This window comes from Helicobacter sp. (genome assembly GCF_014799995.1).
GTDB lineage: Bacteria > Campylobacterota > Campylobacteria > Campylobacterales > Helicobacteraceae > Helicobacter_D.
This window is the reverse complement of record NZ_JAAVGY010000032.1, coordinates 1-13,241: the sequence shown is the minus strand read 5'-3', so window position 1 is coordinate 13,241 and position 13,241 is coordinate 1. Positions and strand designations below refer to the sequence as shown.

Below are 13,241 nucleotides of genomic sequence, written 5' to 3'. Positions count from 1 at the left end.
ATACAAGAAAATAAAAATCGATTTGGGATTCTAAATTGTTTGAAAATCCGTAAAAATCCAATTAAAGTTAAATATAAATTTGCTATTATCCCATAATTTAAAAAGGAAGAAATCAATGCGAGTGATTTTTATGGGAACGCCAGATTATGCGGCGGCGATTTTAGAATCTTTATTGGCTCATCATCAAGTTTGTGCATTGGTGTGTCAAGAGGATAAAAAAGCGGGGAGGAATATGCGCTTACAAATTCCTGCGACCAAAAAATTATTATTAGAAAAAGACTCTAAGATTCCAATCTTGCAACCCCAAAAATTAGATGAGAATTTTGCAAAGGAGTTAAAAAATTTTTCTTGCGACAAAATTATCGTTGCGGCTTATGGTAAAATCCTCCCCAAAAGTCTATTGAATCTTGCTCCTTGTATCAACCTTCACGCCTCTATTTTGCCTCAATTTCGTGGTGCAAGCCCAATCCAACAAAGCATTTTAAATAATGAAAAGTATTTTGGAGTTACTGCAATGCAAATGAATGAGGGATTAGATTGCGGGGATATTTTGGGCTTTAAAGTATTCCAAAATACACTTCAAAATGCGCCAAAGTTATTTTCACAACTAGCAGAAACTGCTGCGGACTTGATATTGGAGTATTTGGAGCGATGGGATTCCATTGCGCCTTTAAAACAAATCAATGCAGAGGCGAGTTATTGTAAGAAAATCAAAAAAGAATGGGGAAAAGTAACCTTTGATGATGCGGATTCTTTAACGAGAAAAGCACTTGCTTATGAGGGGTGGCCCGAAATTTATTTGGAAAGTGGATTAAAGTTAAGAGGGGTAAAAGTTGCGGAATCTGTGGGTGAGAATCATTCAGGGGAGATTCTGCAAATTGCAGATGAGCGGATAAAAGTAGGCTGCAAAAGGGGGAGTGTTTGGATAGAATCTTTGCAAGCCCCCTCAAAAAAGGTTGTTAGTGCTTATCAATATTTACAAGGGAAACGTCTAAAATTAGGAGATATTTTAGAATAAATGCAAATTTTAGATTTTGATTGTATAGAATCTACCCAAGTTTTTTTGTCTCAAAAGGTTCGCAAAGGCGAATTAAAACCGCCCATAATGGTAGTAGCAAAGCGTCAAAGTGGCGGAATCGGTAGCAGAGGAAATGCGTGGGAGAATGTCAAAGAGGGACTATATTTTTCTTTCGCACTTCAGATAAACTCACTACCGCAAGACTTGCCTTTAGAATCTATTTCAATTTATATGGGATTTGTATTTAAAGAAGTTTTACAAGAAAATGGTTCGCAAATTTGGTTAAAGTGGCCCAATGATTTATATATTGATAAACAAAAAGTTGGTGGGATTCTATGTTCCAAATTAGGAGAGATAATCCTTTGTGGAATCGGGTTAAATTTGGAAATTGAAAGCCAAAATTTCGGAGCATTAGATATAAAAATCCCTAAAGAAAAAATTTTAGAATCTTTTATAGAAAGATTGGAAAATAACAAAAAAAAATCTAGCTGGAAGCAAATTTTTAGTAAATATTCGCTAGAATTTACAAATAATTTCAATCATACTTTTCACCATAATGGGAAGATTATTTCTCTTCGCAATGCTTTGCTTTGTGAGGACGGGGCAATTCTTGTGGAGGGCGAAAAGATTTATAGTTTAAGATAACTGGAGCAAAGAATGTGTGAAGTGATTTGTATTGCAAATCAAAAGGGAGGAGTAGGGAAAACAACAACAGCTGTAAATCTTGCTGCCTCACTTGCGGTAGAAGAGAAAAAGGTGTTGTTAGTAGATGTTGACCCACAAGCAAATGCTACAACGAGTTTGGGATTCCATCGCAATAGCATTGAGTTTAATATTTATCATGTTCTGATTGGAACGAAAAAGATTTCGCAAATTATCCAAAAAACCTCAATTCCTACTTTATACTTAGCACCTTCAAATATTGGCTTAGTTGGGATTGAAAAAGAATTTTATAGTCAAAAACGTAATGGACGCGAGTTGATTTTAAAACGAAAAATTGAAGATGTGATGGATGTGTATGATTATATTATTATAGATTCTCCACCCGCTCTAGGACCATTAACAATCAATGCCTTGAGTGCCGCGCATTCTGTCATTATTCCTATTCAATGTGAATTTTTTGCTTTAGAGGGTTTAGCGCAGCTACTCAATACTATTAAGCTATTGCGAAAAGAAATCAATCCTACTTTAGAGATTAAGGGATTGTTGCCAACAATGTATAGCGCGCAAAATAATCTTTCTCGTCAGGTTTATGCGGATTTGCTCCAACATTTCAATGGACAATTGATTAAAGAAGATGATTCTAAAGAGGCAATTGCGATTCCTAGAAACATTAAACTTGCAGAATCTCCAAGTTTTGGAAAGCCTGTAATCTTATACGATGTGCGTTCGCAGGGGAATATTGCATATCAAAATTTAGCACGAGCGATTTTAGAAAAGAGGGCTTAATGGCAAAAAAAAAGAATGTGGGTTTAGGACGTGGATTAAGTGCGATACTAGGGGAAGTAGAGGAAGCATATCAAAACGATTTAAATGACAATTCTGGACTTGTTGTAGAAATTGATTTAGACAAAATCAAACCTAATCCATTGCAGCCCCGCAAAGTCTTTGACAATGCGAGCTTACAAGAACTCGCAACTTCTATTGAAAAACATGGCTTACTCCAACCTATTTTAATTTACGAAGATGATAAACACGCAGACCATTATTTTTTGATTGCAGGCGAGCGTAGATTGCGTGCAAGCAAACTAGCAAAAAAGGAAAGCATTAAAGCAATTGTTGTAGATGTGCAAGCAGAGAAACTTCGTGAATTGGCTTTGATTGAGAATATTCAAAGAGAAGATTTGAACCCCATTGACCTTGCGCAGTCTTATAAAGAGCTTATTGAAGATTATGGAATCACACACGAAGAAGTTGCAAAAAGACTTTCAAAGTCTCGTGCGCAAATTACAAATACTTTGAGACTTTTGGAGCTAAACCAAGAAGTGCAAGCAATGATTTTAGAAAATAAGATTTCGCAAGGACACGCAAAAGTGCTTGTAACATTACCAAAAGAGCAGCAGATATTGGTTGCAAACTCTATTATAGGGCAAAAATTAAGCGTGCATGAAACAGAAAAAATTGTCAAAAGTTTTAAAGAAGACACGAAAGATTCTAAAAATTTAGACATTAAAAAAGACTTGAAATCATCAAATATCCTTAATTATGATTCTGTGGCTAAGCTTAAAAATGTTTGTAAAATTTTGCAATCCAAATCCATTAAGGCTAATTTGTTAAAAAATAAATTAGTTGTAGAGTTTAGTAACGATGAGGAGGTGGAAAAGTTTAGCAAATTTTTACCAAATCATAGTTTTTAAGAAAAACTTAGAAAAAGTCGTGATAAAATAAAAAGTATTTTAGATTTAAAGAAAGGAGTGCAAATGACTATTATCCCAACTCCTTGGGTAATGGCACTGGTTTTTGTTGTTTTTCTTGTTTTGATTTATTTGCTAAATCGCATACTTTATAAACCTTTGCTGGGGTTTATGGATACGCGTGATGCTTCTATCAAAAAAGATAGCGAAGGGATAGAGGGTAATACAGCTGATATTAAGGCTTTGCAGAAAGAAGCTAATGAGATTTTGCAAGCCGCTAGAGCCGAAGCTGCTTTGATAAAAAATAAAGCACAAGAAAATGCAAAGCAAACTGCCGAAATGAAAATTTCTCAAAAAAAAGATGAGTTAGCCCAAAAATACAATGTATTTGTAGCGGGTTTGCAAGAGGAAAAGGCTAGATTAAAAGATTCTTTGGAATCTGAAATTCCACTTTTCAAAGCAAGCTTAAAAGCAAAACTTGAAAAGCTATAAGGAGTAGATGATGAGAAATAAGATTTGTCTTTTGGTTTTATTGTTTGTGCCCGGTTTTCTTTTGGCTTCAGGCAATGGAGGGGAAACTGACATTATTCATAGAACAATAAATTTTGTGATTTTCTTTGCTCTGATTTATTATTTTGCAGCAGATGCAATTAAGGGTGTTTTTAAGGCGCGTAGAGATGATATTGCAAACTCTTTAGCAAAGATTCAAGAAAAGTTGCAAGATTCTAAAAAAGCAAAGCAAAAAGCAATGAATCAATTAGAGGAAGCAAAAAAAACTGCAAAAGATATTGTAGAGGCTGCACATAAGGAATCTGCTATCATTGTGCAAAAGATTGAAGAAAGCACAAAAAATGAGCTTGAGAATTTGGTGCGTCAATATAATGAGCATATTGCTTTTGAGCAAAGAAAGGCGGAGAAGATCATTGTAGATGAGATTTTGTCCGAATTTTTAAACAAAGATTCCATTGCTTTGAGTAAGGAAGTTTTAATTCAATCTTTATTGAAAAAGGCTGCATAAGATGAAAGATTTAATTGCAAAACGATATATTAAAGCATTAGCGAAAGCCACTTCTGAAGCTGAATTAAAAGAGATTGTAGAGTCTTTAGGAAAGCTTGCAGGAGCTTATAGAATTGCAAAATTTAAAGAGATTGTGGAATCTCCTTATGTAGAGCAAGAGCAAAAAACTGAATTTGTTTTGAAAAACATTTTAGATAATGCTGCAAGTGCAAAATTGTCTAATTTCATTAAAACATTGGCAGAACACAAACGTTTAGATTTATTTGAAGAACTTTATAGAGAATTATCGTCTCATTTAGCTACTTTAAATAAAGAATATATTGCACAGCTTATCGTGAGTGAAAGCTATAATGAAGCAGTGTTGAAAGAAATTGAGAGCCAATTCAGTAAAAAGCTTGGTGTAAATCTTTCATTAAAACAGCAAATTGTAGCAAATTCTGGAGTTAAATTGGTAGTGGAAGATTTAGGTGTGGAAGTTTCTTTTTCCCAAGAAAAATTTGCAAATGATTTAAGAAATCATATCTTAAAAGCATTTTAATTTTAAAATAAGGAGTAATAGTGGTAGCAAAGTTACAAGCAGATGAAATTAGTTCAATCATCAAAGAAAGAATTGATAATTTTGAACTTGATTTAAATATTGCCGAAACAGGCAAAGTAATCGCATATGCCGATGGTGTTGCAAAAGTTTATGGACTTAAAAACGCAATGAGCTATGAGATGGTTGAGTTTGAAACAGGCGATAAAGGTTTGGCGTCAAGTCTTGAAGAGGGCAGTGTAGGTGTTGTTGTTTTGGGTGCTGGCAAGGAAATCAAAGAAGGTTCTTCTGTTAAACGTCTTGGAAAGCTCTTACGTGTTCCCGTAGGAGATGGTCTAATGGGACGTGTTGTCAATGCTATTGGAGAACCAATTGATGGAAAAGGCGCAATTGAAGCAAAAGAATATCGTTTTATGGAAGAAAAAGCACCGGGAATTATGGCTAGAAAGTCAGTGCATGAGCCGCTTCAAACAGGTTTAAAAGCAATTGATGCACTTGTGCCAATCGGACGAGGACAAAGGGAATTAATCATCGGTGATAGACAAACAGGTAAGACAACCGTTGCGATTGATACCATTATCAATCAAAAGGGACAAGATGTTGTTTGTATTTATGTAGCAATTGGTCAAAAAGAATCTACCGTTGCGCAAGTAGTTAGAAAACTAGAAGAACACGGCGCAATGGAATATACCATTATCGTTAATGCTCCCGCTTCAGATTCTGCTGCGATGCAATATCTTGCTCCTTATGCGGGTGTAACAATGGGAGAATATTTTAGAGATAATGGAAGACACGCACTAATTGTTTATGATGATTTGAGTAAGCATGCGGTGGCTTATCGTGAAATGTCTTTGATACTTAGACGTCCTCCCGGTCGTGAGGCGTTCCCTGGTGATGTGTTTTATTTACACTCAAGATTATTAGAACGTGCAGCAAAAGTAAGTGATGAGCTTGGAGCTGGCTCGCTTACAGCACTGCCAATTATAGAAACACAAGCGGGAGATGTGGCGGCATATATTCCAACCAATGTTATTTCTATTACAGATGGTCAAATTTTCTTGGAAACAGATTTATTCAACTCTGGGATTCGTCCTGCAATCAACGTGGGATTGTCTGTATCTCGCGTAGGTGGTGCTGCACAAATTAAGGCGACCAAACAGGTTTCTGGAACTCTAAGACTTGATTTAGCGCAATATCGTGAATTACAAGCTTTCGCTCAATTTGCTTCTGACTTAGATGAATCAAGTAGAAAGCAATTGGATAGAGGACAAAGAATGGTAGAGGTTTTGAAACAACCTCCTTACTCTCCTTTGCCTATTGAACGTCAAGTTGTGATTATTTTTGCTGGTGCTAGAGGCTATATGGACGATGTGGCGACAGCTAATATTACAAAATTTGAAGCTGATTTGTATCCATTCTTGGAAGCAAAATATCCGCAAATTTTCGAAGATATTCGTTCCAAAAAAATGCTAGATAAAGATATTGAAGAGACTCTTTGCAAAGCATTAGAGGAATTTAAGTCTAGTTTTGCAGTGTAAAATAGGGAGTTTGTTATGGGAAACAACCTAAAAGATATTAGAAAAAAGATTTCAAGCGTTCTCAATACTCAAAAAACTACACGCGCAATGAAACTTGTTTCTACTTCTAAATTGAAAAAAGCTGATGAAATGGCAAGACGTTCTAAAATGTATGCAAATAAAATTGTGGAAGTCTTGTCAGAAATTAAAGCAAAAGTCGCAAGTGGTGAAAATTTGCAAGATAATCCCTATTTTAGTGCAGGGAATGAAGAATCTAAGCTTGTAGATATTGTGCTAGTAACAGCGGATAAGGGTTTGTGCGGAGGATTCAATATCAATACCATTAAAGAAGTGAATCATCTTATCGCAGAACATAAAACCAAAAATATGAAAGTGCGCTTGCGTGTAATTGGTAAAAAAGCGGTGGAATATTATAAATTTAATGAAATTGAGATATTGGACAGTGTAGTGGGCTTGAGTGCTACACCACAATATGCACAAGCAGCAGAGTTCATTAACAAAGCAGTTGCAGATTATTTGAGCGGAGTTACCTCTAAAGTAATTTTGGTACATAACGGATTCAAAAATATGATTTCACAAGAGATGAAAGTTTCCCAACTTTTACCAATTGAAAGTATTGTTTTGCCAAAAGAATGCACCTCTGTTTTAGAAGTAGAACCCAATGAGCAGGAAAATGAGATTTTGCACGAATTGGCAAACAAATATGTTGAGTTTAGTATGTATTATGCGCTTGTAGATTCTCTAGCGGCAGAACACAGCGCACGTATGCAGGCAATGGATGCCGCAACAAACAATGCGGGAGAATTAGCAAAAACTCTCACAATTGCTTATAACAAAGCAAGACAAGAAGCAATCACGACAGAATTAGTAGAGATTAATACTGGCGTTGAGTCAATGAAATAAGGAGTATATTAAATGTCAGAAAATATGGTAGGAAAAATCATTCAAGTAATGGGTCCTGTTGTAGATGTAGATTTTGATTCTTATCTACCAGCAATTAATGAAGCATTGGATATTGATTTCTCGGTAGATGGGCGAAGTCATAAATTGGTTTTGGAAGTTGCAGCACATATTGGAGATAATAGAGTGCGAGCAATTGCTATGGATATGACAGAGGGACTCACAAGAGGCGAACAAGTTATTGCGAGAGGGAATCCAATCGCTGTTCCAGTAGGTGAGCAAGTTTTAGGGAGAATCTTTAATGTTATTGGTGAAGTAGTAGATGGTGGAGAGGAATTAAAAAGCCCTGAAAAATGGTCTATCCATAGAACTGCTCCAAGTTTTGAAGACCAAAGCACTAAAACAGAAATGTTTGAAACAGGTATCAAAGTAGTTGATTTGCTCGCGCCTTATTCTAAAGGTGGTAAAGTTGGCTTATTTGGTGGTGCTGGAGTTGGTAAGACAGTTGTTATTATGGAGCTTATCCACAATGTTGCTTTCAAGCATAGTGGTTATTCTGTATTTGCAGGCGTAGGGGAAAGAACACGTGAAGGAAATGATCTTTATCACGAAATGAAAGAATCCGGAGTTTTAGATAAAGTTGCTTTGTGCTATGGTCAAATGAATGAACCACCGGGCGCAAGAAATAGAATTGCTTTCACAGGTTTAACAATGGCAGAGTATTTCCGTGATGAAAAAGGGCTAGATGTGTTAATGTTTATTGATAATATTTTCCGTTATGCACAATCGGGAGCAGAAATGTCGGCACTTTTGGGTAGAATCCCATCAGCGGTAGGTTACCAACCAACATTAGCAAGTGAAATGGGCAAATTGCAAGAACGCATTACTTCCACCAAGAAAGGCTCTATTACTTCAGTTCAAGCAGTTTATGTGCCAGCAGATGACTTGACTGACCCAGCACCTGCTTCCGTATTTGCTCACCTTGATGCAACGACGGTATTGAACAGAAAAATTGCTGAAAAAGGAATTTATCCTGCGGTAGATCCATTGGATTCCACTTCGAGGATTCTTGACCCACAAGTTGTAGGTGAAGAGCATTATAGAGTAGCAACTAATGTGCAACAAGTACTTCAAAAATATAAAGACTTGCAAGATATTATTGCTATCTTGGGTATGGACGAACTCTCTGAAGAAGATAAAAAAGTCGTTGAGAGAGCAAGAAAAATTGAGAAATTCTTATCTCAACCATTCTTTGTTGCGGAAGTCTTTACAGGAAGTCCGGGTAAATATGTTACTCTTCAAGAGACATTAGAAGGCTTTAAAGGTATCTTGGAAGGAAAATATGACCATATTCCAGAGAATGCGTTTTATATGGTTGGTAACATTAATGAGGTTCTTGAAAAAGCGGAGAAAATGAAAGCTAATGCCTAAGGAGCTTTAATGGAAACCTTGAAATTAGATATTGTTACCCCAGAGGGTAAAATTTTCTCTAACGATGTAAAAAGCGTTACTCTTCCGGGCAGTGAGGGTGAATTTGGTGTTTTGCCAGGACACATTGGCATTGTAACTACTTTAAATGCAGGTGTGATAGAGATTGAGAAAAAAGATAATAAAAAAGAAATCGTTGCCATTAATTGGGGCTATGCAAAAGTCAATGAAACAAGTGTTGATGTCTTGGCTGAAGGGGCAGTAGATATTAACGGAGATAGTGAAAGTGAAATTGCACAAGCCATTGCAAATGCGAAGAATCTTTTGGAAGAATCCACAGATAATAATCTTGCAGTTTCAATGGTGGTTTCTCGCATTGAAAATACTGCAAAGAGTTCTTTGTGAATTTAGCTACATTACTAGGAGACTATGGAACAATTGCCATAGTCGTTCTAGCTTGGCTCTCTTTGTATTTTATTTTAGTTATTTGGATTTTTTTCTATCGCTATTTTTCTTTGAGTATGGCATTAGGGAATGAAAAAAGATGTCTTGAAACTTTACTAAGCGGACGCAATACTTTGCCAAAAAGTTCTCTTTTGGGTTCTAATCTCATTGGCATTGATAAAAAATTGACAGAACCTATGCTGCAATATTCATTAGATAAGGCAATCAAAGATGCAACCATTGGTTTAACCTTTCTTGGAATCGTAGCTTCTACTGCACCTTTCATTGGTTTATTTGGTACTGTGGTAGAAATTTTAGAAGCTTTTTCTAAACTAGGGACAAATTCTAAAGCCACTTTAGATGTAATAGCCCCAGTAATTTCAAAAGCACTTGTTGCAACAGCGGCAGGGATTCTAACCGCAGTTCCTGCATATTCTTTTAATCTGTTTCTCAAGCGTAAAGTTTTTGAGCTAAATACTTATTTGCAACTGCAAATTAATGTCTTGATTTCTCCGAAAAATTTATAAATCTGAAATAAAATGAAAACGCATTTTAATTGGGACGAAACGCCAGATTTGAATATCACACCCTTAGTGGATATTATGCTTGTATTGTTGGCAATTCTTATGGTAACCGCTCCCGTGATAGTCTATCAAGAAGAAATTTCTCTCCCGCAAGGCTCAAAGAGTGCAGCAATGCAAGAGGATTCTAAAATTGAAATTCGTATGGACATTGAACGCAAAATTTATCTCAAAGATGATATTTTAACTTTTGATAGTTTTCCTGATGTGTTTGTGATGTTTGCGAATGCTTACGATAAAAATACGCAGGTTTATATTAGAGCAGATAAGAATCTCAAATATGATGATGTAATCTATGTGTTAAAAATTGCAAAGCAAACAGGTTTTACAAGGGTTTCACTCGTTACTGATGGCTAGAATTATTTTATTTTTTACAAGCGGCGGAATCGCTATTTTTAGCTATATATCAATGATTGCATTATTGGTTTGGCAATTTAGTGTAGCCCAAAAAACACCTAAAGCTTATACCTCTCATAAAGAAACGACTTTTAGCATTAATTTAATTGAGGAAATACAGCCAAAAAACACAATTAAAATTGCCCAAAAGAAAGCAGAGAAAAAAGTAGAGAACATTCCAGTCAAGAAAGAAAGTGTGTCAAAAACTGCAAATAGTGGTGTGGGCATTAATGATCTTTTTAAACAAATTGATTCTAAAATTCCTGTCAAAAAAGAAGCCTTGAAACCCCAAAGTCAAAACGATAAAATCGCCAAGAAGAAAAAAGCAAGTCAAAGTTCTCAAAGCGAAAATTTAAGCAGTGAATTAGAAAAAATTATGGCAAATTTAGATACTCAAAAAACTTTAAGCTTCGTTGCTCCAAAGGGTGAATACGATGAATTTTATGCTAAAGTACAAGAGATTTTGGCGCAAAATTGGAATCCTATGCGCACCTTACAAGAACATAAAGCAGAAGTGCAAATCAATATTAATGCACTAGGGCAGTTTTCTTATTCCATTATCCAATTATCGGGGAATTTAGATTTTGATAAAGCATTGCAAGAGTTTTTGGATATAATGCGCACGCAAGAATTTCCACGCTTTGAAGGTGGAGCTCAAACCAATATTATGGTAACTTTTAAAACCGAGGTGTAAGATGAAAAAATTTTATCTTTTGTTGTTTTGTATTAGTTTTGCATTGGCAGAACCAATCGATGCGACACTAGAAGTTGTAAAAAAGTTTGGGAATCTCCCTAATATTTTAGTGCAAAATACAGGTAAAGATTATTCGCAAAGAGAATATAGTCAAAGAATCTTTAAAATGCTCATTGCGGATTTAAAGGTAACAGGACATTTTGCAACACAAGAATCTCCAGAAGCTGTTTCGAGCGCAATGGTATTAAATTTTGATGAATACCGCAAAAGCAAAATTGACCTCATTGCGCGTGTAAATGCGGAAGTAACAAAAGAAAACTTGGAAGCAAAATTGCAACTTTATGATGCAAATACCGGCTTATTAGCTCTCAATAAAGAGTATAAAAGCACAAATGTAGAATCTTATCCTTTTTTAGCGCACAAAATGGCAATTGACATCAATGATTACATTAAAGCCCCTAAGGTAGATTGGATGGAGAGAATGGTGATTCTTTCACATTATACAACTCCGGGCGAAAGTGAAATTTTGATAAGTGATTACACATTAACTTATAAGCAAAAAATCATTAGTGGGGGGTTAAATATTTTTCCTAAATGGGCAAACGAATCACAAAATGCTTTTTATTATACAAAATATTTAGATAGACCCACACTTTTTAAATTTGATTTAACGAATGGACAAAACCATAAAATTTTGGAGAGTAATGGTATGTTAGTGGCTTCAGATGTTAGTCGTGATTCTAGCAAATTACTCCTCACAATGGCTCCTAATGAACAAGCAGATATTTATCTTTATGATGTACCGAGTAAAAAAGTTACGAAGCTTACAAATTATAGTGGCATTGATGTAAGCGGGAATTTCATAGAAGACGAAAGTCGGGTGATGTTTATTTCTGACCGCTTGGGCTATCCTAATGTTTTTGCGATTCCTGTAAGCGGGGAAGTAAGCGGAACAGTGGAACAAATGGTTTATCACGGACGCAATAATAATGCAGCGAGTGCATATGGTAACTATATCGTCTATTCTAGTCGCGAAACAAGTGATGAATTTAATCGCAATACTTTCAATCTTTATTTGATTTCTACCAAGAGTGATTTTATTCGTCGTTTGAGTGCCAATGGAGTGAATCAATTGCCTCGTTTCTCAAAAGATGGTGAGACGATTATGTATGTCAAACACGAGGGTAATCAAAGCGCGCTTGGTATTATTCGTTTGAATTATAATAAAACTTTGCTTTTCCCATTAAGTGGTGGCACAATTCAATCTATGGATTGGTAGAAAGTTTTTATACTAAATTACATTTTTTTTGGTATAATATCGCGTTTTTAATCAAATTTAGGGAGTAGAAATGAAAAAATTTCTAGTTTTAGGCTCATTAGCAGCCGCATTATTGGTAACAGGTTGTAGTAACAAAAACAATGTAGAATCTGACACAAATGTTCAACAAAGTGGTAGATATTATGGAAGTGATGGAAGCGGTTATGATTACAATAGAGATAATTTTGTAAATCTTGAAGAAAGAATTAACTATGTAGAAGATGGCTTACGCAATATTTTCTTTAACTTTGATCAATTTACCGTGCGTCCAGATATGCAATCTGTTGTAGAAAGAGACGCAAGAATCTTAACCTCTATTTCTGCGGGCACATTAAATGTGAGAGTAGAAGGCAATACTGATGAGTGGGGAACTGATGAGTATAACTATGCTTTAGGGCTCAAAAGAGCTGTTGCAGTGAAAAACGCATTAGTTGCTCAAGGTGTTGATGAAAGCAAAACAATACTCGTAAGCTATGGTGAAAGCAAACCAACTTGTACTGCTAAAACTAAAGAATGCTGGGCTGAAAATAGAAAAGTAACTTTTAAAATGTTGCCATAAGGTTTAATATTGCAAAAATTAATTGTTTCAAGTTTATTGGCGACTAGTTTATTGCTTGGACAAGAACCATCAGCTTTTAATGCTGGTGGTAGCACACCGCCAAAGAGTGAATCTCAAATCATTAACGAAAAACTTTTTAATCTTTCTAATAAAGTCCAAACGATAGAAGAATCGCAAGAAGGCTTAAAAAGTATTTTTGAGGGACAGATACAAAGAATCCAAAATCTTACAAGCAAAATTGATTCTGTCCAAGGTGAAAACAATGCCACATCAACTGAAATTAAAAAGCACATGGATTCTAACTTTGCCCTACAAAACGAAAATATTGACAAACTAAAAAACAGCATTTCTGCATTGGGGGCTTTGATTCAAAAAACAAATACACAAATGCAAAATGAAATTAACGATTTAAAAGAGCAGATTGCTGCTCTAAAAAAAGAGACAACGACAGAATCTGT

Annotated in this window: 16 protein-coding genes and 1 pseudogene; all 17 read left to right on the top strand. The window is 35.5% G+C overall.

The features are described from left to right. Window positions 1-115: 115 nt before the first annotated feature. Window positions 116-1,018, top strand: coding sequence for a methionyl-tRNA formyltransferase (locus HDT10_RS04525; protein ID WP_290880492.1), 903 nt, complete (start codon window positions 116-118; stop codon window positions 1,016-1,018). After that, the gene (locus HDT10_RS04520; RefSeq protein WP_290880491.1) at window positions 1,019-1,663 is read left to right on the top strand and encodes a biotin--[acetyl-CoA-carboxylase] ligase; all 645 of its coding nucleotides are present in this window, start codon (window positions 1,019-1,021) and stop codon (window positions 1,661-1,663) included. It begins immediately after the preceding gene. A gap of 12 nt (window positions 1,664-1,675) precedes the next feature. Next, window positions 1,676-2,467 carry an AAA family ATPase gene (locus tag HDT10_RS04515; protein WP_290880488.1) on the top strand — a complete coding sequence of 264 codons (792 nt, stop codon included), beginning with the start codon at window positions 1,676-1,678 and terminating at the stop codon, window positions 2,465-2,467. Next, a complete protein-coding gene (locus tag HDT10_RS04510; RefSeq protein WP_290880486.1) occupies window positions 2,467-3,375 on the top strand; it encodes a ParB/RepB/Spo0J family partition protein in 909 nt (302 codons plus the stop codon). Before HDT10_RS04515 ends, HDT10_RS04510 begins: the two co-directional genes overlap by 1 nt. A gap of 63 nt (window positions 3,376-3,438) precedes the next feature. After that, complete coding sequence (locus tag HDT10_RS04505; protein WP_290880484.1) at window positions 3,439-3,864, top strand: FoF1 ATP synthase subunit B'; 426 nt, start codon at window positions 3,439-3,441, stop codon at window positions 3,862-3,864. A gap of 10 nt (window positions 3,865-3,874) precedes the next feature. Then, window positions 3,875-4,390 (top strand): F0F1 ATP synthase subunit B, encoded by a 516-nt coding sequence (locus HDT10_RS04500; protein WP_290880481.1) that lies wholly within the window; start codon window positions 3,875-3,877, stop codon window positions 4,388-4,390. A gap of 1 nt (window position 4,391) precedes the next feature. Beyond that, window positions 4,392-4,928, top strand: a complete 537-nt coding sequence (locus HDT10_RS04495; protein ID WP_290880479.1) for a F0F1 ATP synthase subunit delta — start codon at window positions 4,392-4,394, stop codon at window positions 4,926-4,928. A gap of 20 nt (window positions 4,929-4,948) precedes the next feature. After that, window positions 4,949-6,463, top strand: a complete 1,515-nt coding sequence (gene atpA / locus HDT10_RS04490) for a F0F1 ATP synthase subunit alpha (protein WP_290880477.1) — start codon at window positions 4,949-4,951, stop codon at window positions 6,461-6,463. 15 nt (window positions 6,464-6,478) lie between these two features. Then, entirely contained in the window at window positions 6,479-7,366 is an 888-nt protein-coding gene (gene atpG / locus HDT10_RS04485; RefSeq protein ID WP_290880475.1) for an ATP synthase F1 subunit gamma, read from the top strand. A 24-nt stretch (window positions 7,367-7,390) separates the two neighbouring features. Then, complete coding sequence (gene atpD / locus HDT10_RS04480; protein WP_290880555.1) at window positions 7,391-8,794, top strand: F0F1 ATP synthase subunit beta; 1,404 nt, start codon at window positions 7,391-7,393, stop codon at window positions 8,792-8,794. A 9-nt stretch (window positions 8,795-8,803) separates the two neighbouring features. Continuing rightward, entirely contained in the window at window positions 8,804-9,196 is a 393-nt protein-coding gene (gene atpC / locus HDT10_RS04475) for an ATP synthase F1 subunit epsilon (protein WP_290880472.1), read from the top strand. After that, window positions 9,193-9,762, top strand: coding sequence for a MotA/TolQ/ExbB proton channel family protein (locus HDT10_RS04470; RefSeq protein WP_290880470.1), 570 nt, complete (start codon window positions 9,193-9,195; stop codon window positions 9,760-9,762). The genes atpC and HDT10_RS04470 overlap by 4 nt, the downstream gene beginning before the upstream one ends. A gap of 12 nt (window positions 9,763-9,774) precedes the next feature. Then, on the top strand, window positions 9,775-10,173 hold the full coding sequence (locus tag HDT10_RS04465; RefSeq protein WP_290880468.1) for a biopolymer transporter ExbD: 399 nt from the start codon (window positions 9,775-9,777) through the stop codon (window positions 10,171-10,173). Continuing rightward, complete coding sequence (locus HDT10_RS04460; protein ID WP_290880465.1) at window positions 10,166-10,906, top strand: energy transducer TonB; 741 nt, start codon at window positions 10,166-10,168, stop codon at window positions 10,904-10,906. Before HDT10_RS04465 ends, HDT10_RS04460 begins: the two co-directional genes overlap by 8 nt. Window position 10,907: 1 nt before the next feature. Then, the gene (gene tolB / locus HDT10_RS04455) at window positions 10,908-12,185 is read left to right on the top strand and encodes a Tol-Pal system protein TolB (protein ID WP_290880463.1); all 1,278 of its coding nucleotides are present in this window, start codon (window positions 10,908-10,910) and stop codon (window positions 12,183-12,185) included. Between the two features lie 70 nt (window positions 12,186-12,255). Continuing rightward, a complete protein-coding gene (locus HDT10_RS04450) occupies window positions 12,256-12,783 on the top strand; it encodes an OmpA family protein (protein ID WP_290880460.1) in 528 nt (175 codons plus the stop codon). A 9-nt stretch (window positions 12,784-12,792) separates the two neighbouring features. After that, window positions 12,793-13,241 (top strand): annotated as a pseudogene (locus tag HDT10_RS04445) (hypothetical protein); the annotation flags it as partial.

Coding starts and splice junctions, on each gene's coding strand:
- HDT10_RS04525 (WP_290880492.1), top strand. CDS start 116: ATGCGAGTGATTTTTATGGGAACGCCAGATTATGCGGCGGCGATTTTA.
- HDT10_RS04520 (WP_290880491.1), top strand. CDS start 1,019: ATGCAAATTTTAGATTTTGATTGTATAGAATCTACCCAAGTTTTTTTG.
- HDT10_RS04515 (WP_290880488.1), top strand. CDS start 1,676: ATGTGTGAAGTGATTTGTATTGCAAATCAAAAGGGAGGAGTAGGGAAA.
- HDT10_RS04510 (WP_290880486.1), top strand. CDS start 2,467: ATGGCAAAAAAAAAGAATGTGGGTTTAGGACGTGGATTAAGTGCGATA.
- HDT10_RS04505 (WP_290880484.1), top strand. CDS start 3,439: ATGACTATTATCCCAACTCCTTGGGTAATGGCACTGGTTTTTGTTGTT.
- HDT10_RS04500 (WP_290880481.1), top strand. CDS start 3,875: ATGAGAAATAAGATTTGTCTTTTGGTTTTATTGTTTGTGCCCGGTTTT.
- HDT10_RS04495 (WP_290880479.1), top strand. CDS start 4,392: ATGAAAGATTTAATTGCAAAACGATATATTAAAGCATTAGCGAAAGCC.
- atpG (WP_290880475.1), top strand. CDS start 6,479: ATGGGAAACAACCTAAAAGATATTAGAAAAAAGATTTCAAGCGTTCTC.
- atpD (WP_290880555.1), top strand. CDS start 7,391: ATGGTAGGAAAAATCATTCAAGTAATGGGTCCTGTTGTAGATGTAGAT.
- atpC (WP_290880472.1), top strand. CDS start 8,804: ATGGAAACCTTGAAATTAGATATTGTTACCCCAGAGGGTAAAATTTTC.
- HDT10_RS04465 (WP_290880468.1), top strand. CDS start 9,775: ATGAAAACGCATTTTAATTGGGACGAAACGCCAGATTTGAATATCACA.
- HDT10_RS04460 (WP_290880465.1), top strand. CDS start 10,166: ATGGCTAGAATTATTTTATTTTTTACAAGCGGCGGAATCGCTATTTTT.
- tolB (WP_290880463.1), top strand. CDS start 10,908: ATGAAAAAATTTTATCTTTTGTTGTTTTGTATTAGTTTTGCATTGGCA.
- HDT10_RS04450 (WP_290880460.1), top strand. CDS start 12,256: ATGAAAAAATTTCTAGTTTTAGGCTCATTAGCAGCCGCATTATTGGTA.